We start from the raw sequence: 19314 nt of genomic DNA on the forward strand, positions 1-19314 counted from the left end.
AGCGGGTCCAGAGAAGTGCCAGGAAAGCCCCGCTTGTCTACCGACAGGCGGGGCTTTTCCCGTCTCACGCTCCGTCAAATTCGCGCGCCATCCCTTGACAAATGTGTCAAACGCTTGCTTACGTTTGCCGCTCCTGCTGGGTTCGCCCGTTCCTCTGCCCGGGGATTTGGACGAACTGTTCGACGCTGAGAGTCTTCGTGTCGAGGACGACCGAGTTGCCCAGACGACGCTGCATATCGAGAACCTGGAGGAGGGTCTCGCTTCCGGGGACGTGAACCGTGAGGCGTTGGTGCCAGTGGCCCGAGAACATCTGGGCCGGCCGGGTGGCTTCGACTGCAGCCTGTACGAGCTGCCGGTTGCGATTGACTGCGGCTGCAGTCTCTGGACGAAGGCGGAGCAGGCCCGGCAGTTCGACGCTCGAGGGCACCTCGTGGGTGAGCAGGACGTCCAATCGCCCGTCACCGAGGCGGCGGACGTCGTCGGCTGTGAGCTCTTCCTCCGGCCACCAGTCAACGTGGTGGCGCCGCTGCCGGCGGTCAACAGAGTAAGCCCCTCCCAGCGCGCCGAATCGCCTCCGGCCCAGACGGAAGCGCGTGCCTCGGGGAAGGTACGTGAGCCCCATCATCTCGGCGCGCCCGCCACGGCGTCGCGGCAGCTGCGCGAGGAATTCATGGTTGTCATTGTTCCCGTCGATGAACATGAACCGTATGTTCGCGTCGCGGACTGCCTCTGAGAGGGAGCGAGTGAAGCCGTAAGCGTTCCCGAAACGATTCGTGCGGCTCGGGAGCTCGGGGTAGTCGGAGGGCCAGAAGACACCCAGATCGCCCAGATGGATGAGGTGCCGCAATCCCTGCTGCCGCGCGGCCTTGATGGTCTCGACCGCCCAGTGGGCGTCCCGATGCCAGTCTCCAGCGATCAGAATCTTCATGGTGCCCTCCTGACCCGTCGTCCTCGATTCTTCCATGGACATCGATCGCGGCGCTCCGCCGCCCATTCAGATGTGGACAACCCCAGACTTGGACAGCGCGAGAAGTGGCATCGGCCGGCGATAGCCCAGACAACGCGATAGCCCAGACAACAAGAAAGGCGCCGATTTCTCGGCGCCATTCTTGTTCACTCTGGTCGGGATGACAGGATTTGAACCTGCGACCTCTTCGTCCCGAACGAAGCGCGCTACCAAGCTGCGCTACATCCCGATCGCTGCCGGCTCCCCTTAGCGGGCTCCCCGAGCAACTCATACAGAATACCCGATCAGGCTCCCGCACGTGAAATCGTCGGGTGGCTCACGGCGGAATCCGAGGAGCCGTCACACGAGCGAATCGCGCCACGCTCCGTGGAGAGCGGCGAAGCGGCCACCACCGCGGATGAGTTCCTCGGGAGTGCCGTCCTCGACGATACGGCCGCCGTCCACGACGAGCACGCGATCGGCGATCTCGACCGTCGAGAGGCGGTGGGCGATGATGATCGCCGTCCGGCCCCTGCGCGCGAGCAGGTTGGAGAGGCCGGCCTGCACGAGGCGCTCGGAGGGGATGTCCAGCGACGAGGTCGCCTCGTCGAGGATGAGCACTGCTGGCGCGGCCAGGAACGCCCGAGCGAACGAGATGAGCTGGCGCTGGCCAGCAGAGACGCGTCCGCCGCGCTTGTTGACGTCCGTGTCATAGCCGTCCGGCAACGCCGAGATGAACTCATGCGCGCCCACCGCCTTGGCGGCGGCCTCGATTTCGTCGCGGGTCGCCGTCGGACGTCCCAAGGCGATGTTCTCCGCAACGGAGCCGCTGAAGAGGAAGGCCTCCTGGGTGACCATGACGACGGCGCGGCGCAGGTCCGGCGTCGAAAGGCGCCGGAGATCGACGCCGTCGAGGGTCAGTGCGCCCGAGGAGACGTCGTAGAAGCGCGCCACGAGCTTTGCGAGCGTCGACTTCCCCGCCCCGGTCGCGCCGACGAGCGCGACGGTCTGGCCGGCTGGGATCTCGAGGCTGAACTCGGGCAGCACGAGGGGACCGTCGCCGTAGCGGAACTCGACGTGGTCGAAGCGGATGCTGCCGCGTGGCTCGGGGAGCGGCTCGGGGTCCTTCGGCGGGACGACGGTCGGGACCTCCTCGAGCAGGCCGGACACCTTCTCGAGGGCAGCCTGGGCGCTCTGGAAGGAGTTGTAGAACATGGCCATGTCGGCGATCGGCTGGTAGAAGCGCTTGACCGAGAGCACGAGGGCGAGGAGGACGCCGACGGCGAGGGCGCCGTTGAGCACGCGAAGGCCGGCCACGAGGAGCACGACGGAGACCGTGATGTTGCCAATGAGGACGAGGCCGGGCTGCAGGATGCCGTTGAGCTGGATCGACCGGGCGGTGACCTTGCGGTAGTCCTCCGTGAGGGCGCCGAACTCCTCGTTGTTCTCCGGCTCCTTGCGGAACGCCTTCACCGCGCGGATGCCGGTCATGGTCTCGACGAAGTGCACGATGAGCCGAGCTGATGCCACTCGGGAGGCGCGGTAGGCGATCTGTGAACGGATCTGGTACCAGCGCGCGAGCGCAAACATCGGAACCGCTGCCGCGAGCATGATGAGCCCCGACGTCCAGTCGAGGAGGAACACCGTACTTGCCGTGAACACCATGAACAGGATGCCCGAGACGAGGGAGCTCACACCCGAATCGAGGAGGTCGCGCAAGGCCTCGAGGTCCGAGGTCTGGCGGCTGATGATGCGTCCTGAAGTGTAGTGCTCGTGGAAGTCGAGGCTTAGCCGCTGCGTGTGGCGGAACACGCGGACGCGCAGGTCGAGGAGCATCGTCTGGCTCAGCTTCGCGGTTGACGTCACGTACCCGGCGGTAAGGCCCGCCGTCGTCAGAGCCGCGGCGAGGTACGCGGCACCGGCGAACCACGTCATGAGCGAGCGCCCATGAATGAGCGCTGGCAGCGCGTTGTCGATGCCGAACGCGATGATCGCAGGTCCCGCGGCCTTGGTCGCCTGCGACACCACGACCATGCCGAGCGTCGCCCAGAAGCGCACTCGCACGGGGTAGATGAGTTCGCGCAGGAGGCGGAGCGAGCGGCGGCGGACGGCCCTCGAGTCCTCGCGGGTGAGGTCGACGGCGTCCTCCGCGTGATCCTGCCCGGCCCCTGCCCGCTGCATGGCCGGGGCGGTGCGGGGAGCGGGGCTCATCGTGCCTCCTCAAGATCGTCGAGGCTGTCGTCGGGGTCGAGCCCGGAGTCGAGATCCCGCGGCTCCGTGTCGAGGCTCGCGATGACGTAGCGATAATGAGCGCTGCGGGCCAAAAGCTCGGAGTGGGTGCCGACGTCGTCGATCACGCCATCCCTGAGGAGAGCAACGCGGTCCGCGAGGGCGACCGTTGAGGGCCGATGGGCGACGATGAGCGTCGTCGTCTCGGCGAGCACCTCGCGGAGGCGCGCCTCGACGCGTTCCTCCGTCGCGACGTCGAGCGCCGAAAGCGGATCGTCGAGAACGAGGACGGAAGGCTTCGCCGCGATGGCCCGGGCGAGCGCAATACGCTGCCGCTGGCCGCCCGAGAGGCTCAACCCCTCCTCACCGACCCTTGTATCGAGCCCCTCGGGGAGCGAGTACGCGAAGTGGGCCTGCGCGACGTCGAGCGCTTCGCCGAGGATCGCCTCGGCCTCGGGGCCCTCACGGACGGGGGCGCCGAGGAGGACGTTGTCGCGGACCGAGCTCGAGAAGAGCGTCGTGTCCTCGAAGGCGACGGAGACGATGCGCCGCAGCTCGGCGAGCGGGAGTCGGCGGACATCGACTCCGTCGATTTCGACGGCGCCGCCGCTCACCTCGTAGAGGCGTGGGACGAGCTGGAGCAGAGTGCTCTTGCCCGATCCCGTAATCCCCACGAGGGCCATCGTCTCGCCGGGGACGAGCTCAAGGTCCACGCCTCGGAGCACCGGGCGGCCGGCGTCGTCGTGCGCTGCGGCGCGGCTTGGTGCCTGCTTGCCCGCGCGGGGCGCCCTTGGCGCCGTCGTGCGGCTCGGCCGCGGCGGTTCGTAGGCGAAGCGCACACCGCGGAAGGCGAGCGCACCGCGCGTGGCGGCCGACGGCGGCTGCGAGCCTGTGCGGGCTGGGTCGGCGGGGTCGGTGATGGACACAGGCTCGTCCATGACCTCGTAGTGGCGGTCGATCGCCGTCTTGGCTGTCAGGGCCATGCCCACGAGGGCACCGGACATCTCGACAGGGTTCGCGACTGCCGCCGCCGTCGCGAAGAAGGCTGCGAGCGCCCCGACTGTGATCTGCCCGGTTGCCGCGAGCCATAGCCCGACCATGAGCCCGCTGCCGAGCGCGAGCTCGGGGAGCAGCGTCACGACCATGCTGAACACCGCGAGGTGGCGTGCCTTCGCGACTTCGGTCTCCCGCAGCCCCTCGGCCTGAACCGCGAAATTCTCGAGCGCCTCCCGGCTACGGCCGAACGCCTTGAGCACGCGGATGCCATGCACGGACTCCTCGACGGCCGTCGCGAGATCGCCCGCCTGGTCCTGGCTCCGACGGGAGGCTGCGACGTACTGGCGGCGGAAGCGGAAGCTGTAGACGCTGATCGGAATGGCGGCTGCAAGGAAGATGAGCGCGAGCTGCCACGAGATCGTGAACAGCATCGAGATGCCGACGATCACGGTCGCGAACGAGATGACGAGATAGATGGCGCCGAAGGCGAGCCAGCGGCGGAGCATGTTGAGGTCGGTCATCGCGCGCGAGAGCAGCTGGCCCGAGCCCCAACCGTCGTGGAACGAGACGGGAAGCAGCTGCAGATGGCGGTAGATCTTCACCCGCAGCGAGGCCTCGACGTTCGTCGCTGGATCGAGCACGAAGAGCCGCCGCAGGAAGGTCAGGACCGCTTCGAAGACGCCCATGACAAGTACGACGGCGGCCGCCCAGACAACGGCCGACGGCCCCGCGCCGGGCCGGAGCAGGGCGTCGATGACGGCGCGGAAGACCTGCGGGACGAGCACGGCGAGGACAGACGCCGAAAGTCCCACCCCGAGGCCCGCGAGGAGGCGCGGAATGATCGGACGGGCTTCCGGGGCGAGCCGGGCGAGGCTGCTGCGGAAAGGAATCTGGTGACTGGCGGGGGCCTGTGCAGGCATGCCGGCGCTCACACCTCCGGCTAGAAGTAGTTAGCTGTGGCAACTACCCTACGCCATGTGCCCGGCGTAGGGGAGCGGGCTCAGGGCCGGGCAGTGAGCGTCAGGAGGACTGCCTCCGGGCGGCACGCGATGCGGATGGGCGCGAAGCGGGACGTCCCGATCCCGCCCGAGACGTTGAGCTGAGACCAGTTCCCCGCGTGCTCCCATTTCGTGAGGCCTTTCGCGCGCCACGTCGGGAGGTCACAGTTCGAGACGAGTGCGCCGTAGCCCGGGAGGCAGATCTGACCGCCGTGGGTGTGCCCGGCGAGGATCAGGTCCGCACCCGTGTCCGTGAAATGATCCAGCACCCGCTGATACGGAGCGTGGATCACCGCGATCTTCACGTGGGGGTCACGCTCGTGGTTGGAGGAGCCGCTGGGCCAGGCGGCGTACTGCTCGCGCTTGAGGTGCGGATCGTCGACTCCGGAGAACTCGAACCGTACTCGGTCGAACATTATGGACTGGGAGCGGTTTGTGAGGTTGATCCACCCCGCTGCGCCGAAGCCGCCGAAGAGCTCGCGCCAGTCGAGCTCGACCCGGTCGGGGAGAGGGCGGCGGTTGGACGGCCCGAGGAGGTACGACGCCGGGTTCCTCGCGATGGGAGCGTAGTAGTCGTTCGAGCCCGGCACGAAGACGCCAGGGAACCGCAGCAGCGGGCCGAGTGCCTCGAGGAGCGGCGCTACGCCATCGACGTGGCTCAGGTTGTCTCCCGTGTTGACCACGAGATCCGGGTAGAGGTCGGCGAGGCTTGAGAGCCACGCCGCCTTCTTGGCCTGCCCCGGCACGAAATGGATGTCGCTCAGATGCAGGACACGGATCGGGGACGAACCCTTCGGGAGGATCGGCACCGTCTCCTCGCGGAGGCGGAACTGGTCCTTCTCCCACCAGCCGTAGGCAGCAGCCGCGGCCCCCGTCGAGGCAGCGATGGCGGCCAGGATGCCAGCCCGCTTGGCGCCGGTGGCGAGGGCCGCCGTCGTGCGCCGGACCGCACGGGTGAGGGTTCCCCCCTGAGTGGGGACGGACGCTCCGAGCGTGTCCATCAGCCCTTCTTCTTGGTCGTGGGCGCAGGTGCAGGAGGTGCGGGCGCCGGGGGCGCGGGGGCCGGGGGCGGCGGGGCCACGGTTGGAAGCGGGGCGGTCTGGTTCTGGCCCGTGGTGCCGCCGCCCGTGATGCCCTGCTGGCCAGTCCCCTGGCCTGTTGTCCCTTGGCCAAAGTTGCTGCTTGGGGGCTGGAACTGCGGCTGCGGCGAAGCGCCCGTGATCAGGTTCTGCGGCGGGGCGTCGAAGTCGCCGTGGTCGTAGTACCCCAGTGCCTTCTGCATGTAGAACGCCCACTGGGGTCCGGCAATATACGCACCGTCGACGCTCGGGTAGAAGCGGCCGTTGATCGTGACGTTCTGGCCGATGTGCCCGGCGGGCTTGAAAGCGTCACCGAAGAACGACGCCGTCGAGAGGCCCTTCGTGTAGCCCACGACCCACGTCTGCCCGTTGTACTGGTTGGTGCCGGTCTTGGCAGCGTCAGGAACGCCGAGCTTGATCGTTTGGCCGTTGGCATCCTTGATGTTGTAGCCGGAGCCCTTGTTCAGCACGTCTTGGAGGACGTTCGTCACGGCCTTCGCGACGTCGGGGTTGAGCGCGTTGGCCTGGCAGCTCTGGTTCTGGCCGCCGATCTTCTTGCCCTGGGAATCGTCCACCTCGGTGATGGACATGGGCTGGCAGAGCGTGCCGTTGCTCGCGAACGTTGCGAAGGCGTTGGCCATCGTCATCGGCGAGACATTCGAACCACCGAGCAGGTTGCCCAGAGTCGACATGTCGAGCTTCTCGTTCTTGCCGCTGCCGAGGTGCATTCCTATCGCGTCGGAGGCTCGCTGGATATCGCAGAAGTCGTTGAGCGCTGCGGCCGAGGCGAAGGTCGCGGTGTTGATCGACTGGTAGATGCCCTCCCGCACAGTCATCGGGCGGTACCATCCGTCTTCGTCATTCTGGAGGTCCATAGATCCGGGGACGGTGGAGTCATAGATGCCCTGAACCTTCTGGCACGTGGTCTTCCAGGGGTAGTTCGCGGGATATCTTCGCTGGGCCGCGTTGACGATCTGATTCGTCGGCTTGCCCTCATTGAGCCACGCTGCGAGCGTGATCGGCTTCATCGTCGAACCGGGCTGCATGCCGCCGATTCCGCCCAACGGGTTGCCGTTCGCATCCGCGCTGTCCACGTTGAAGTTGTACGAGGTGAGGAAATCGGCACCCTGGCCCGCGAGGATCCTCGTGTTCTGAGCCATCGCAAGGACCTTGCCGGTGCCAGGCTGAACCGTCACGAGGGCGGCCGACCACTTGTCAGGGTTCGCGCCGGCCGTCGAATCGACCTGTTGCTGGGCTGGGCCCTGCAGGCGCGGATCGAGGGTTGTCTTGATCGTCAGGCCCCCGCGCATGAGCTTCTGGACGCGATCATCCGTGGTGGCACCGAAGGCAGGATCGTTCTGGATCTGGTTCACGACGTAATCGCAGAAGTACTGAGCCTGCGAGGCATAGGCGCAGCCCTGCTTCGGCGGGTTCAGCTTTAGCTGGATCGGGGTGTTGACCGCGTCGTCGTGCTGCTTCTTGTTGATGTACCCATGCTCAAGCATTGCGTCGAGGACGAGGTCGCGGCGTTCCTTGGATGCCTGCGGGTGCTGGGTCGGATCGTAGCCCGAGGGGCTGTTCACGAGACCTGCGAGGAGGGCGGCCTGCGGGAGCGTCAGATCCTTGGCATTCTCGGAGAAGAAGTACTGGCTCGCGGCCTGGATCCCGTAGGCGTTGCTGTTGAAGAAGACGATGTTGAGGTAGCCCTGAAGGATCTGGTCCTTCGAGTACTGCTTCTCGAGCGCGATCGCCAGCTTCATTTCGCGGAGCTTGTCGCCCACGCCCTTCTGGCCGTTGAGGACGACTTGGGCCTGCTTGCCCTGCGAGATGAGGTTCTCGTTGATGACATTGGTCACATACTGCTGGGTGAGCGTCGAGGCACCCTGCTTGTCGCCGCGGACGTTAGAGACGAGCGCACGGAGGATGCCGGTCATGTCGACGCCGCCGTGCTGATAGAAGCGGTAGTCCTCGATCGCGACGATCGCGTTCTTGATGTTGGGAGACATCTGATCGAGCGGAACCTGAGTCCGGTTCTCGCTGAAAAGCGTGGCAATCGGCGATCCGTCCGAGGCGAGGATCTTTGTCGCCTGCCCCGGCGGGGTCACCGTGAGCTCGCTCGGCAGACTGTTGAAGAACTGCACCGAGCCGTTTGCGGCGCTCCCCGTGACCGCGGCGGCGGGCACCATGAGGCCCGCCACGAGCACTCCGCAGATCGCGCTTACTCCGAGGAAAGCGAGGATCTTGCCGAGCGTTGTGGCAGTGTCGAAGAGCGGGTTCTTGCCTGACGCCATGTAGGGCAGTCTACCGGGACCGATTACTCTGGATTTTATGACCACGTGGGAGTACGCGACTGTACCGCTGATTGTCCACGCGACCAAGCAGATCCTCGACCAGTGGGGCGAGGACAGCTGGGAGCTCGTCCAGGTTGTTCCTGGCCCCGGCGGAAACGGGCTGGTGGCGTACATGAAAAGGGAGAAGCAGGCATGAGCGAAGCACAGGCCGCCACGGCAGGGACTGAAGCCGCAAGCGCCGTCGAACGGCGTCTCGCGGACCTCGGCCTCAACCTGCCCGAAGTGGCCGCGCCCGTTGCCGCATATGTTCCGGCCGCGGTGGCCGGCGGCTTCGTCTACACGTCTGGCCAGCTTCCTTTCGTCAAGGGCGAGCTGCCCGCTACGGGCAAGGTCGGCGCCGACGTCAGCGCTGAGGATGCGAAGCGCTACGCGGAGCTCTGCATCATCAACGCGCTCGCCGCAGTCAAGGCACAGATCGGCGACCTCGACCGCGTGACGCGCATCGTGAAGGTCGTGGGCTTTGTGGCCTCTGATCCCTCGTTCACCGGGCAGCCCGGCGTCGTCAACGGCGCCTCCGAACTGCTCGGCAAAGTGTTCGGCGACGCGGGCGCTCACGCCCGATCCGCCGTCGGCGTCGCGGTCCTGCCGCTCGACGCACCGGTCGAGGTGGAGTTGATTGCAGAGTTCGCATAGCCGCCGCTTCATCGTCCCCAAGCGGCTTCAGGGGGCGGCGCGCAGCTGGCTCGAGGAGGCAGACCGGCCGCCGCGGACCACGCGGCTGGCTTCCTCGGTAGTACTGGTCCGGGATTCGGCCGAAGGCACGGAGACGTGGCTCGCGTACCGCCCCGGCAACTCGCCGCTCGGGGTCGTCGCGTTCCCCGGGGGCTCGGTGCAGAATGCCGATCACGACACATTCGACTGGTTCGGCCCGTCTGTTGGCCAATGGGCAGAGATGCTCGGGGTCGAGGAGTTCTCGATCGCTCGAGCCCATGTCGTGGGAGCCATTCGGGAGCTCTTCGAGGAGACCGGCGTGCTCCTTGCTGGTTCGGACGCCACGACGGTGGTCGAGGGCACCGGCACCGCCGAATGGACGCGGGCCCGGGAAGCCGTGGCCAACGAAGAGATCAGCTTTGCCGACTTGATGGCCAAGCGCGGACTCGGCCTGCGGACCGATCTCCTGCGGCCGCTCGTGCACTGGGTCTCGCCGGACTTTGCCCACCGGCGTTTCGACACCCGTTACTTCGCCGCGACGCTTCCCGTGGGGCAGACTCCAATGCTTCTCCCCAGCCGCGGTGTCTGGGGCGAGTGGGTGCTGCCTGCTCGGCTACTCGCGGACCGTGAGACGCCGGCCTTCGGAGACCACGTCGGTGAGGACGACACCAAGGGACTTGCCTTGGCAGAGCTCCTCGTTCCGGCGAGCGAGATCATCCTCGAGAAGATCGCGAAGGCCAAGGGCTGCATTGCGTACCTCAACCTCAAGCGCTCGACGCACACCTATCAGGCGCAGCTCGAGCAGGAGGACGGGAAGCTCTGGCTCCGTGTAGAGGCCCCGACCGTGGCCCCGGCAACGGCAGCCCTCACCGCCGTCCCCCGCCCCACCGTTTCGGGTACAGATAATCCCTCCTGAGCCCATCTCGGGTACGGATACGAGCACCCCTAGGCGATTCGGGTACAGATAATCCGCCCTGAGCCCGTCTCGGGTACGGCTAACGACGACGGCCGGCCCCTTCCGCTGTGGAAGTGGCCGGCCGTTGAGTTTCCGTACCCGAGACGCCGGGGGAGTTGGCGTACCCGCAACGCTCTAGAGGGGGAGTTGGCGTACCCGAAACGGTCTAGAGAGGGAGTTGGCGTACCCGAAACCGGTTTTGGCGCGAGTTGGCGTACCCGAGACGGGTTAGCGGGAGCGCTGACGCAGGCGCGGCATGTCGAGGATGACGACGGCACGCGCCTCGAGGCGGATCCACCCGCGCTGCACGAACTCGGCCAGGGCCTTGTTCACGGTCTCCCGGGAAGCGCCGACGAGCTGCGCGAGCTCCTCCTGAGTGAGCTCGTGGGCCACAAGGACGCCGTCCGTCGCAGGACGGCCGAAGCGGTCCGCGAGATCGAGGAGGGCCTTGGCGACGCGTCCGGGCACATCGCTGAACACGAGATCGGAGAGCGAATCGTTCGTGCGCCGCAGGCGGCGGGCGAGGGCCTGGAGGAGCTGGGCCGAGACCTCGGGACGGGCGCGCAGGAGGGCTACGAGGGCATCGTTCTTGAGGCCGGCGAGCCGCGTCTCGGAGACAGCGGTCGCCGTTGCGGTGCGCGGAGCCGGGTCGAAGAGGGCCATCTCGCCGAAGAGCTCACCCGGGCCGAGGATCGCGAGGAGGGACTCACGCCCGTCAGGCGAGGTGCGGCCGAGCTTGATCTTGCCGGAGACGATGAAGTACATCTGATCGCCCTGATCGCCCTCGCGGAACACCGAGGCACCGCGGGAGAGGTCGACCTCCGTGAGCTCATCGGTCAGAAGGCGAAAAGCCTCGTCGTCGAGAGTGGCGAAGAGCGGCGCGCGGCGAAGTACCTCGATGTCCAATTCAGTCTCCTAGTCAATAGCCAGTCCTAGCGCTGGGCCTCATTCTTCCAGACTTTGCAAGGGTTTGTGACGAACGCACCACCCCCGCCGCGCCCAGCTTGACCACAGCACGCGCCGATAGACTGAGGCCAATGTTCGACACGGCCTTCCTAGACCTTGTTCTCGTGGTGGTCCTGATCGGCTACCTCGTGTACGGGGTGCGGGCGGGATTCCTCGTGAGCCTCGGCGGCATCATCGGCTTCCTGGTGGGCGGCGCTGCGGCCTTCTTTGCTGTGCCCCTCGTGAGCCAGTGGCTCTCCGACAACTCGTGGCGGGCGGCCGCCGTCGTCGTCACCGCGATCCTGCTCATGGTGGCGGGCAACGCCGTGGGGACCACCCTCGGGCGGAAGGTGCGACGCAATATTCCGTGGAAGTCGTTCGGCGTGGTCGACCGGGTCCTGGGTGGGGTCGCGAACGTCGCCGTCGCCGCCCTCGTCATGTCGATGCTCGCCTTCACGGTCTCAAGCGTGGGCGTTCCGGTGCTCTCGCAGCAGCTCGCGTCCTCCCGCGTGATCACGACCATCAACGGGCTCACCCCCGATCCAGTCAAGGCCGAGGCCGCGCAGCTGCGTGCATTCGTTCTCGGCGACACGCTCCCGCGGATCATCGAGGGGATCGGCCCGCTTCGGCCGGTTCCGATCCCGCAGGAGAACACCGACTCGACCGCCCTCAGGACCGCTTCGACCTCGATCGTGCGGATCACCGGCACGGCCTACCAGTGCGGGCAGAACCAGACTGGAAGCGGCTTCGTGGTGGCGCCGAACCGAGTCATCACGAATGCCCACGTGGTCGCGGGGGTGCAGGAGCCCGTCGTCGACCTTCAGGACGGAAGCGTCCGCACGGCCCGAGTGGTCTACTTCGACAGCGTCCATGATCTCGCCGTGCTCGCCGTCGACAACCTCCCGCTCCCGCCCCTCCATCTCACGGGCAACAGCCCGGGGGGAACGTCCGCCGCGTTCGGCGGCTACCCCCTCGGCGGCCCATTCCAGATACGGCCGGCCGCGATTCAAGGCACGACGACGGTGCTCGCCCCCGACATCTACGGCGCCAATGCCGTGCCGAAGGTCGTCTACCAGATCGCCGGCGACGTGCAGCAGGGGAACTCGGGCGGCCCGCTCCTGACGCTCGACGGTGCGGTGACCGGGATCGTCTTCGCGAAGTCGGACAATACCCAGAACGTGGGCTACGCGATCACCATGACCGAGGTGCGGCCCGTAGCGGACGAGGCTCCATCGCTCTCCAAGTCGGTCCAGCCCGGGCAGTGCACGCGCAAGTAGGCGGGGCTCAGACGTTGCGGTCGCGGGTGAGTTCGGCGAGGTAGTCGATCGCGAAACGGTAGCCGAGCGGGCCGGCCCCAGCGATCACCGCACGGCACACGTCGCTCAGGTACGAATGGTGGCGGAACGGTTCGCGGGCGTGGACATTCGTGATGTGGACCTCGACGGCCGGAAGCTCGACCGCTGAGATCGCGTCGCGGATTGCGACTGAAGTGTGGGTGTAGGCAGCCGCGTTGATCACGATGCCCAGCGACTTCTGCCGAGCCTCGTGGATCGCGTCGACGAGCGCGCCTTCGTAGTTGGACTGCACGAAATCGCACTCGAGCCCGTGGGCATCGGCCGCGCCAGCGCAGAGCCGTTCGATGTCGCCGAGGGTTGCGGTCCCGTATTTCTCGGGCTCGCGAGTGCCGAGGAGATTCAGGTTCGGGCCGTTGACCACGAGGATGCTCGAGCGGGCGGGGGCGGGGGAGACTGTGGGCTCGGTCATGGTTCCGATCCTAAGCCGGGCAGGGCGTTGCCGGGCGCGTAGGCGAGGCCTACCCTAGACGGAGGTCCCCGGGGGCAAGGGGACCGGCACCCTATCTTCGACGAGGTCTCGGAGTCGAAACGGCGTTCACCCGGTGAAACGGGGCATCGTGTCGCGCCGTCCGCTCTGGGCGTGCGCACGGCGCACGCCAGCCACCCGCCGTCGTCCGCGCTGGCCGGCCACGGCACGCACCTCTTGCGAGGAGCACCCTCATGTCATTTCCTCCGCATCGGCGCCGTCTTGCTGTCGTCGTCGCCTTGGCTGGCCTGCTGATCGGCCTCTTTGGAACGGCGCCCGCTCGGGCGTCCGACACCGACGACCATGCCGCCACTGTCACCTGGAAGGTCCTCGTGGGCGAGCAGTCCCGGGACATGGCCATTCAAGGAATGAGCTTCCTTCCCGGCGACATCACGATAGACCAGGGCGATTCGATCAACTTCGTCGCAAACAGCGCCGAGATCCATACCGTGAGCTACGGAACGCCGCCCCTCCCGCCCACAACCGTCAACAACATCCTCTCCGACGCCGCGCAGCGCGTCGGAGGCCCCGTCTTCAACCCGAAGGCACAGTGGACCAATTCGGGCATCATCACCACGATGCCGTCGCCGGAATTCCCGTCAGTGACTTCTTACGTCCAGAAGTTCACGATGCGCGGCAACTTCACCTTCTACTGCCTCATCCATGGACAGATGATGTCCCTCACCGTGCACGTCCATGCTCCGCACGCTCCATATCCGCACACCCAGGCGTGGTACGACCGGCAGGCCCGGACGGAGACCAGCACCATCCTCGCCGATGGCTACAGGCTCTGGGACGCGACAGCGGACAAGGCAACCCCAACCCATGTCTATGTGGGGGCGAGCGACGGCATGGCCATGGTCATGCGGTTCATCTGGTCTCATGACGTGGTGCGGCGCGGGACGACCGTGACGTTCGACATGAGCGCGAACCAGACGGTCGAGCCGCATACCGTCACGTTCACGACGCTCCAGCAGAACGGGAAGCCCGTTGATTCGGGAACGATGCTGCCAGCGATTGCGGGCGGACCATCGACCTTCGCGGTCAAGTTCACTCAGAGCGGGACGTGGAACTACATCTGCCAGTTCCACGACAGCATGGGGATGGCAGGCAGCGTGACAGTGCGCTGACCCTTCCTTCCCTGAGCGTCTGATTGTCACCTCCCGCGGGTCGCGCACCCGCGGGAGGTGACTTCTGGACGCCTAGGAGAGGCGGACGACGGCGACTGCGCCCGCGGGGACGGTCAGCTCGCCTGCCGTCGGGCTTCCCGAGAGCAGCTCGGTGCCATCGAGGGCCAGGCGGGCGTCATCCTCGCCGTGGTTGATCGCGAACACCCACGAACCGCCGTCGGAGGTTCGCCTCACCACCTCGAGGTCCGGGTGCTCGACGGCGTGGCGCGGGCTCTCGATTCCGGCGTCATCGAGGAGCCGCGAGAGGAGTCCGGCGAGCGCCTCCGAATCCGGGGCGGTGCCCACGTAGTAGGCGTGTCCCGCTCCGACCTCGTTACGGGTGATCGCGGGGGATCCGGCCGTTGGTCCTGCCTTGTAGCGGGAGAGGACCTCCGCCGTCGTCGTCCGCCCCAACTCGCTCCAGCGCCCGCAGGCTCCCTCGGTGAGGGGTACGGCCTCGGCAGCCCTGAGCGGGAAGAACTCCTCGACCTCGATGCCGAGGAGCTCGCGGAAGGCGCCAGGGTAGCCTCCGCCGTCGATGGGATCCATGATGATGCGGTCGTTCTGGTCGACGATCCCGGAGAAATAGGTCAGAACGAGCGTGCCACCGCCCTCGACGTACCGCCGGAGGTTCGCCGCGCCGTCGTCCGTGACGAGGTACAGCATCGGTGCCACGACGAGCCGGTAGGCGGAGAGGTCGTCGGTGCTCTGCCGGACATCGGTCGTGATGCCGGCGCGGAAGAGGGCGTCGTGCCATTCCCGGAGCTCGCGCACCGGCTGGGCTTCCACGCTCGGATGCGAGTCCAGCTCTGCCGCCCAACGGGCGTCCGTGTCGAAGACCAGCGCTGCGTCCGCGAGCACGCGGGAGCCGGCGACCTCGGATGCCTTCTCGAGGGCCGCGCCGAGCTCGACGACCTCGCGCCACACCTTGGTGTCCCGACCCGCATGCGGAAGCATGCCCGAGTGGTACTTCTCCGCGCCCGCGCGCGAGGCGCGCCACTGGAAGAAGAGGATGCCGTCGGCGCCCCGGGCGAGGTGCTGGAACGAGTTCCTTAGCATCTGTCCCGGGCTCTTGGCGATGTTGCGTTGCTGCCAGTTCACGGCCGAGGTGGAGTGCTCCATGAGCAGCCAAGGGTTGCTCTGGGCCCAGCCGCGCGTGAGGTCTGCGACAAGGGCGAGGTCCTGATGGTTCCTGGGATCTTCGGCCATGAGGTAGTGGTCGTTCGAGACGATGTCCATGCGCGGAGCCCAGCGCCAGTAGTCGATCGGGCGCGCCAGGCCCATGTTGATGCCCATGAAGTTCGTGGTGACGGGCTTGTCCGAATTAGCGCGGATGATTGAGGCCTCGGCCTCGAAGCATTCGAGGAGCGAATCGGAGGAGAAGCGCGCGAAGTCGAGCTGCTGAGTCGGGTTGACGTGGGTGCCCGAGTGGCGCGGGGGCATGATCTCGGCCCAGTTGTAGTAGTGCTGGGACCAGAAGGCCGTTCCCCAGGCGTCGTTGAGGGCATCGATGGTTCCATAGCGAGCCTCGAGCCATTCCCGGAAGCCGCGCTCCGCGTGCGGGCCGAAATCGGGCTGGTTGTGGCAGCCGTACTCATTGTGGATGTGCCACATCGCCAGCGCGGGGTGGGATGAGTAGCGCTGGGCGATTGCCGTGGTGAGAGCCGCGGCGGCTCGGCGGTAGTCGGGGGAGCACGCGGCGAAGGCCTGACGCGAGCCGTGGGTCTGGCGGACGCCGTTCGCATCGACTGGCGCCGAATCGGGGTACTTCACGGTGAACCAAGGCGGTGGCGAGGCGCTCGCGTTGGCGAGGTCGACGGCGATTCCGTTCGCGTGCAGGAGGTCCATGACCTCGTCCAGCCAGCCGAACTCGTAACGGCCCTCCTCGGGCTCGAGCAGAGCCCAACTGAAGATGCCGACGCTCACGAGGTTCACGCCGGCCTCGCGCATGAGTTCGACGTCGTGCTTCCACACCTCCTTTGGCCACTGTTCGGGGTTGTAGTCCGCGCCGAACGCGATGCGGGGCGTTCCGTTGCCGAGGCGACGGGTGAGATCAGAGATGTCCATAGGCGTGATCAGCCTCCGCGAGGGTCGCTTGGTGAGCTCAGGTATGACCCAGCGTATGCCCGTACACAGAAACTCACAGAACTAATCAGAAGCGAAAGTTTTTCGAGTTCGGTGAGCCCGCCATTGCTGGCAGGGCTACCTCGGCGAGGACGACGACGGCGGCACCACTGCCGTCGCCGCGCCAGGGCGCGGGTCTTGACTGTCCCGTGTGCGCGATCCCCAAGGCTTCTCCACCCGGCGGGCGGGGCACCCCCGCCTCCGCCGGCCACACAGGTAGCAGAGACCGTTGGGCATGACGTGAACACCCGCCGGTGGTGCGTCATGTTCGGGTTCTAGGAGTCTTTCCGCCTTCTTCGCACTCGGAGCCACGGTTGGCCGCCGGGGACGCTCGCCGAGAAGATTCCGAAGATGAGCGCGAACATGACGGGACTGAAGTCGGTCGGTTTGATCTGTTGCCAGCTCGTGGCCCAGTAGAGGAGCCATTGAGCAGAGTAAGCCCCGGCAGTTGACACGACGAAGAGAAAGAGGCGGCCCCTCCATGTCCCGGGTGTACGTAGGAGCGGGCTCGAACTCATATCTTCTGTGTTAGCACGCGGCATCCCAGTTGATCAGCGGCGGCAACAACGGCAACCGCTAGCGCCTTTGCGCCTCCGAATCTGACTCGTCCCTCGAGGTTCTCGATGGTCATTAGCTCCCCTAACAGTGACGGCGGGCGGTGCCTCGCTCGCGGCGTGGCCGGAACTTGGGAAGGTCGCCTCCCGGAGCGCAAGCTCACGCCCACCAAACTATTAAACATAGTCAATCGTCAATGAACTAAGGACGTCCTCTGCTCGCTATAGCCGCATAGCTCACGGAAACATAAGGACGAGAGGCGATGCCTTGGGCCAGACATACGAGCTTTTACCGTGGAAGCGTTTGTCGTCGCCTTACTCCACGGCTGTCACATGCAGCAGGATCGCGTGCTCCGGCCGGAGTATCGGCAGCGGAAGGCCGACCTCGGCCAGGAAGCGGCCCGTCGCCGTCGCTCCTTCCGAGAGCCAAGCGGGAGGTGACGTCTGGATGAAGCTGTCAACGAAGTCCGCGTCCTCGGGAGTCGGGAGGGCGACGGCGAGGCGGTAAGTCCGCTCGGGATCGAGCCCCGGAATCCCCACCCGGCCGGGCATCTCAGCCGACAGCGAGCCCAAGGCGACGGCCGCGAACAGGGCCTCGCCGCCGTCGTGCGCTACGACGCCGTGGAGCGTGAGGTTCGGCTCGGCGAGGTCCGCGTTGATGCGGACGCCCGAGTGCAGGAGATCCCGGTGCTGCTTGTAGAGCGCGATGGCGCGTCGGAGGGTCTCCCGCTCGGCAGCCGTTGCCTGGCGGATGTCCCATTCCATCCCGAAGTGCCCGAACAGGGCCGTGATGGCGCGGAACGAGATGTCGTGGACGCGGCCGGTCGTGTGGGAGTGGGTCGGGCCGACGTGCGCGCCGACGAGTTCGGGCGGGAGGACCGCTTCGGTCCAGCGCTGGATGGTCTGGCGCTCGAGCGCGTCGTTGCAGTCCGAGGCCCACACTCGGTCGGTCCGCTGGAGGATTCCGAGGTCCACCCTGCCTCCGCCCGAAGAGCACGATTCGATCTCGACTCGCGGATGCGCGGCCTTGAGCGCGTCGAAGAGCCGGTAGGCGGCGAGAGTCTGCTCGTGCACAGACGGACGGCCGGCATGGCCTTGCTCGGCGAGGTCCCGGTTCTGGTCCCACTTGAGGTACGCGATGTCATTCTCGCGGAGCAGGGCGTCGAGGCGATCGTAGACGTACTGCCACGCTTCGGGGTTGGCGAGGTCGAGGACGTGCTGGTGGCGCCATTCGCGCGGAAGCCGGCCGCCGTCTTTGGGCGAAGCCGCCGACGGCCGGGAAATCCATTCCGGGTGCTCGCGGGCGACGTCGGAATCCAGGTTCACCATCTCCGGCTCGACCCAGAGGCCGAACTCCATTCCCCGCGAGGTGACGGCCTCGATGAGCGGCGCGAGGCCGTCGGGCCACATGGTCTCGTCGACGTACCAGTCACCGAGGCCGGCATGGTCGTCTCGGCGCCCGCGGAACCAGCCGTCGTCGAGCACGAAGCGTTCGACGCCGAGGTCCGCGGCCGCGTCCGCGAGCTCGATGAGCGGCTCGAGGCGGTGGTCGAAGTACACCGCCTCCCACGTGTTGAGCACCACCGGCCGCGGTCGGTAATTCGCCAACGCGTGCGACGTCACGTGCTGACGCCGTGCTCTGAACCAGCGGTAGAACGCGTCCGTGACCCCGTCGAGGCCACTGTCTGAGTACGCCGCGTAGAGCGTGGGGGTCCGATAGCTTTCCCCCGCGGCGAGCACGATCTCTCCCGAGCCGAGCAACTCGGCGGCTCCGAGCATGCGGCGACCGTCGGCGAGCGAGTCGAGGTACTGCTCGTGATTGCCTGACCAGCCAAAATGGACAGCCCAGATGCGGCCACTGCGGTTCGAGAAGCCGACACTGCCTGCCGCGACGAGGAGCGAGGAGTCGTGCCCAGTGCGGCCGTGGCGTCCGGAGCGCACCCACGTCCCCTGCAGGATCTGCTGGCGCTGGGGGTGGTTCTCGCGGCACCAGCGCCCGGTGAGGTCCAGCAGCTCCGAGGCGGCGCTGGGGACGGGGACGACGACGCCGAGTTCCCCAAGGTGGTAGGCGCCGGTTCCGCGGTTGATCAGCTCGTGCGAGATCTCGAGGAGGCCGCCCTCGTTCAGAACGAGTTCCGACACGAGCTCGAGCCCCGCCTCCGCATCCGACTGGGTGATCCTCGCCCGGCGTCCATCCAGGCTCGCCTCCGCCGCGGTGACGCGCAGGGCGGGCGAAAAAGCGAAGCCGGGGGCGCCGTCGTCGTCTGTCCGATGCCCCCGCAGCCCTGGCCGACCAAGCCAGCCGGACGAGGCTTGGGGAAGCAAGCCGGCGACGACGGGCACGTCCAAGGCGGAGTGCGGAACGGGGGCGCGCAGGAGATTGAGGTCGGGAATGGCCTCCCCGAGGTCTGCGCCCCAGTGCACGATCTCGGCCTCGCCGGAATCGAAGGCCAGCAGGAGGCTGACGCCGGCGGAACGGAGATGCAGGGGGTTCAT

Annotated in this window: 14 protein-coding genes and 1 tRNA gene; 5 read left to right on the top strand and 10 right to left on the bottom strand. The window is 66.9% G+C overall.

All coding sequences use genetic code 11. The annotated features are described in order from the left end of the window. Positions 1-118 precede the first annotated feature (118 nt). The 6 genes from LK10_RS01260 to LK10_RS01285 all read right to left on the bottom strand — a co-directional run bounded on the left by LK10_RS01260 (position 119) and on the right by LK10_RS01285 (position 8539). Positions 119-928, bottom strand: coding sequence for a metallophosphoesterase (locus tag LK10_RS01260; RefSeq protein WP_043119502.1), 810 nt, complete (start codon positions 926-928; stop codon positions 119-121). A gap of 191 nt (positions 929-1119) precedes the next feature. Further along, positions 1120-1196: transfer RNA gene (locus LK10_RS01265), tRNA-Pro, on the bottom strand. A 110-nt stretch (positions 1197-1306) separates the two neighbouring features. Next, the gene (locus tag LK10_RS01270) at positions 1307-3127 is read right to left on the bottom strand and encodes an ABC transporter ATP-binding protein (RefSeq protein ID WP_043119540.1); all 1821 of its coding nucleotides are present in this window, start codon (positions 3125-3127) and stop codon (positions 1307-1309) included. Between the two features lie 26 nt (positions 3128-3153). Further along, complete coding sequence (locus LK10_RS01275; protein WP_043119542.1) at positions 3154-5091, bottom strand: ABC transporter ATP-binding protein; 1938 nt, start codon at positions 5089-5091, stop codon at positions 3154-3156. Between the two features lie 80 nt (positions 5092-5171). After that, positions 5172-6170, bottom strand: coding sequence for a metallophosphoesterase (locus LK10_RS01280; protein WP_081998188.1), 999 nt, complete (start codon positions 6168-6170; stop codon positions 5172-5174). Beyond that, positions 6170-8539, bottom strand: a complete 2370-nt coding sequence (locus LK10_RS01285) for a transglycosylase domain-containing protein (protein WP_043119504.1) — start codon at positions 8537-8539, stop codon at positions 6170-6172. Before LK10_RS01285 ends, LK10_RS01280 begins: the two co-directional genes overlap by 1 nt. 37 nt (positions 8540-8576) lie before the next feature. Here LK10_RS01285 and LK10_RS22140 point away from each other — a divergent pair, with 37 nt between their 5' ends. The 3 genes from LK10_RS22140 to LK10_RS01295 are packed head-to-tail and all read left to right on the top strand — an operon-like array spanning position 8577 to position 10166. Further along, entirely contained in the window at positions 8577-8735 is a 159-nt protein-coding gene (locus tag LK10_RS22140) for a hypothetical protein (RefSeq protein WP_197061821.1), read from the top strand. Next, a complete protein-coding gene (locus LK10_RS01290) occupies positions 8732-9232 on the top strand; it encodes a RidA family protein (RefSeq protein WP_043119505.1) in 501 nt (166 codons plus the stop codon). The genes LK10_RS22140 and LK10_RS01290 overlap by 4 nt, the downstream gene beginning before the upstream one ends. Continuing rightward, entirely contained in the window at positions 9216-10166 is a 951-nt protein-coding gene (locus tag LK10_RS01295; RefSeq protein WP_231567541.1) for an NUDIX hydrolase, read from the top strand. The genes LK10_RS01290 and LK10_RS01295 overlap by 17 nt, the downstream gene beginning before the upstream one ends. A 267-nt stretch (positions 10167-10433) precedes the next feature. Here LK10_RS01295 and LK10_RS01300 read toward each other — a convergent pair whose 3' ends face one another. Next, the gene (locus LK10_RS01300; RefSeq protein ID WP_043119506.1) at positions 10434-11111 is read right to left on the bottom strand and encodes a Crp/Fnr family transcriptional regulator; all 678 of its coding nucleotides are present in this window, start codon (positions 11109-11111) and stop codon (positions 10434-10436) included. Positions 11112-11242: 131 nt separating this feature from the next. On the opposite strand from LK10_RS01300, the gene LK10_RS01305 reads away from it, so the two are divergent. Beyond that, positions 11243-12427: a MarP family serine protease gene (locus tag LK10_RS01305; RefSeq protein WP_043119507.1), complete on the top strand. Its 1185-nt coding sequence runs from the start codon at positions 11243-11245 to the stop codon at positions 12425-12427. A gap of 7 nt (positions 12428-12434) precedes the next feature. On the opposite strand, the gene aroQ is transcribed toward LK10_RS01305, so the two are convergent. Further along, the gene (gene aroQ / locus LK10_RS01310; RefSeq protein ID WP_043119508.1) at positions 12435-12914 is read right to left on the bottom strand and encodes a type II 3-dehydroquinate dehydratase; all 480 of its coding nucleotides are present in this window, start codon (positions 12912-12914) and stop codon (positions 12435-12437) included. Between the two features lie 251 nt (positions 12915-13165). On the opposite strand from aroQ, the gene LK10_RS01315 reads away from it, so the two are divergent. Beyond that, positions 13166-14101 carry a cupredoxin domain-containing protein gene (locus tag LK10_RS01315; protein ID WP_043119510.1) on the top strand — a complete coding sequence of 312 codons (936 nt, stop codon included), beginning with the start codon at positions 13166-13168 and terminating at the stop codon, positions 14099-14101. 72 nt (positions 14102-14173) lie between these two features. On the opposite strand, the gene LK10_RS01320 is transcribed toward LK10_RS01315, so the two are convergent. Beyond that, positions 14174-16207: a beta-galactosidase gene (locus LK10_RS01320; protein WP_052206811.1), complete on the bottom strand. Its 2034-nt coding sequence runs from the start codon at positions 16205-16207 to the stop codon at positions 14174-14176. A gap of 926 nt (positions 16208-17133) precedes the next feature. Continuing rightward, positions 17134-19314: an alpha-galactosidase gene (locus tag LK10_RS01330; RefSeq protein ID WP_043119512.1), complete on the bottom strand. Its 2181-nt coding sequence runs from the start codon at positions 19312-19314 to the stop codon at positions 17134-17136.

This window comes from Sinomonas humi (assembly GCF_000802235.1).
GTDB lineage: Bacteria > Actinomycetota > Actinomycetes > Actinomycetales > Micrococcaceae > Sinomonas > Sinomonas humi.

What these genes read in the sequence shown, in the direction of transcription:
- LK10_RS01290 (WP_043119505.1), top strand. Translation starts at nt 8,732, where the DNA reads ATGAGCGAAGCACAGGCCGCCACGGCAGGGACTGAAGCCGCAAGCGCC.
- LK10_RS01275 (WP_043119542.1), bottom strand. Translation starts at nt 5,091, where the DNA reads ATGCCTGCACAGGCCCCCGCCAGTCACCAGATTCCTTTCCGCAGCAGC.
- LK10_RS01270 (WP_043119540.1), bottom strand. Translation starts at nt 3,127, where the DNA reads ATGCAGCGGGCAGGGGCCGGGCAGGATCACGCGGAGGACGCCGTCGAC.
- aroQ (WP_043119508.1), bottom strand. Translation starts at nt 12,914, where the DNA reads ATGACCGAGCCCACAGTCTCCCCCGCCCCCGCCCGCTCGAGCATCCTC.
- LK10_RS01330 (WP_043119512.1), bottom strand. Translation starts at nt 19,314, where the DNA reads ATGAACCCCCTGCATCTCCGTTCCGCCGGCGTCAGCCTCCTGCTGGCC.
- LK10_RS01260 (WP_043119502.1), bottom strand. Translation starts at nt 928, where the DNA reads ATGAAGATTCTGATCGCTGGAGACTGGCATCGGGACGCCCACTGGGCG.
- LK10_RS22140 (WP_197061821.1), top strand. Translation starts at nt 8,577, where the DNA reads ATGACCACGTGGGAGTACGCGACTGTACCGCTGATTGTCCACGCGACC.
- LK10_RS01285 (WP_043119504.1), bottom strand. Translation starts at nt 8,539, where the DNA reads ATGGCGTCAGGCAAGAACCCGCTCTTCGACACTGCCACAACGCTCGGC.
- LK10_RS01280 (WP_081998188.1), bottom strand. Translation starts at nt 6,170, where the DNA reads ATGGACACGCTCGGAGCGTCCGTCCCCACTCAGGGGGGAACCCTCACC.
- LK10_RS01320 (WP_052206811.1), bottom strand. Translation starts at nt 16,207, where the DNA reads ATGGACATCTCTGATCTCACCCGTCGCCTCGGCAACGGAACGCCCCGC.
- LK10_RS01305 (WP_043119507.1), top strand. Translation starts at nt 11,243, where the DNA reads ATGTTCGACACGGCCTTCCTAGACCTTGTTCTCGTGGTGGTCCTGATC.
- LK10_RS01315 (WP_043119510.1), top strand. Translation starts at nt 13,166, where the DNA reads ATGTCATTTCCTCCGCATCGGCGCCGTCTTGCTGTCGTCGTCGCCTTG.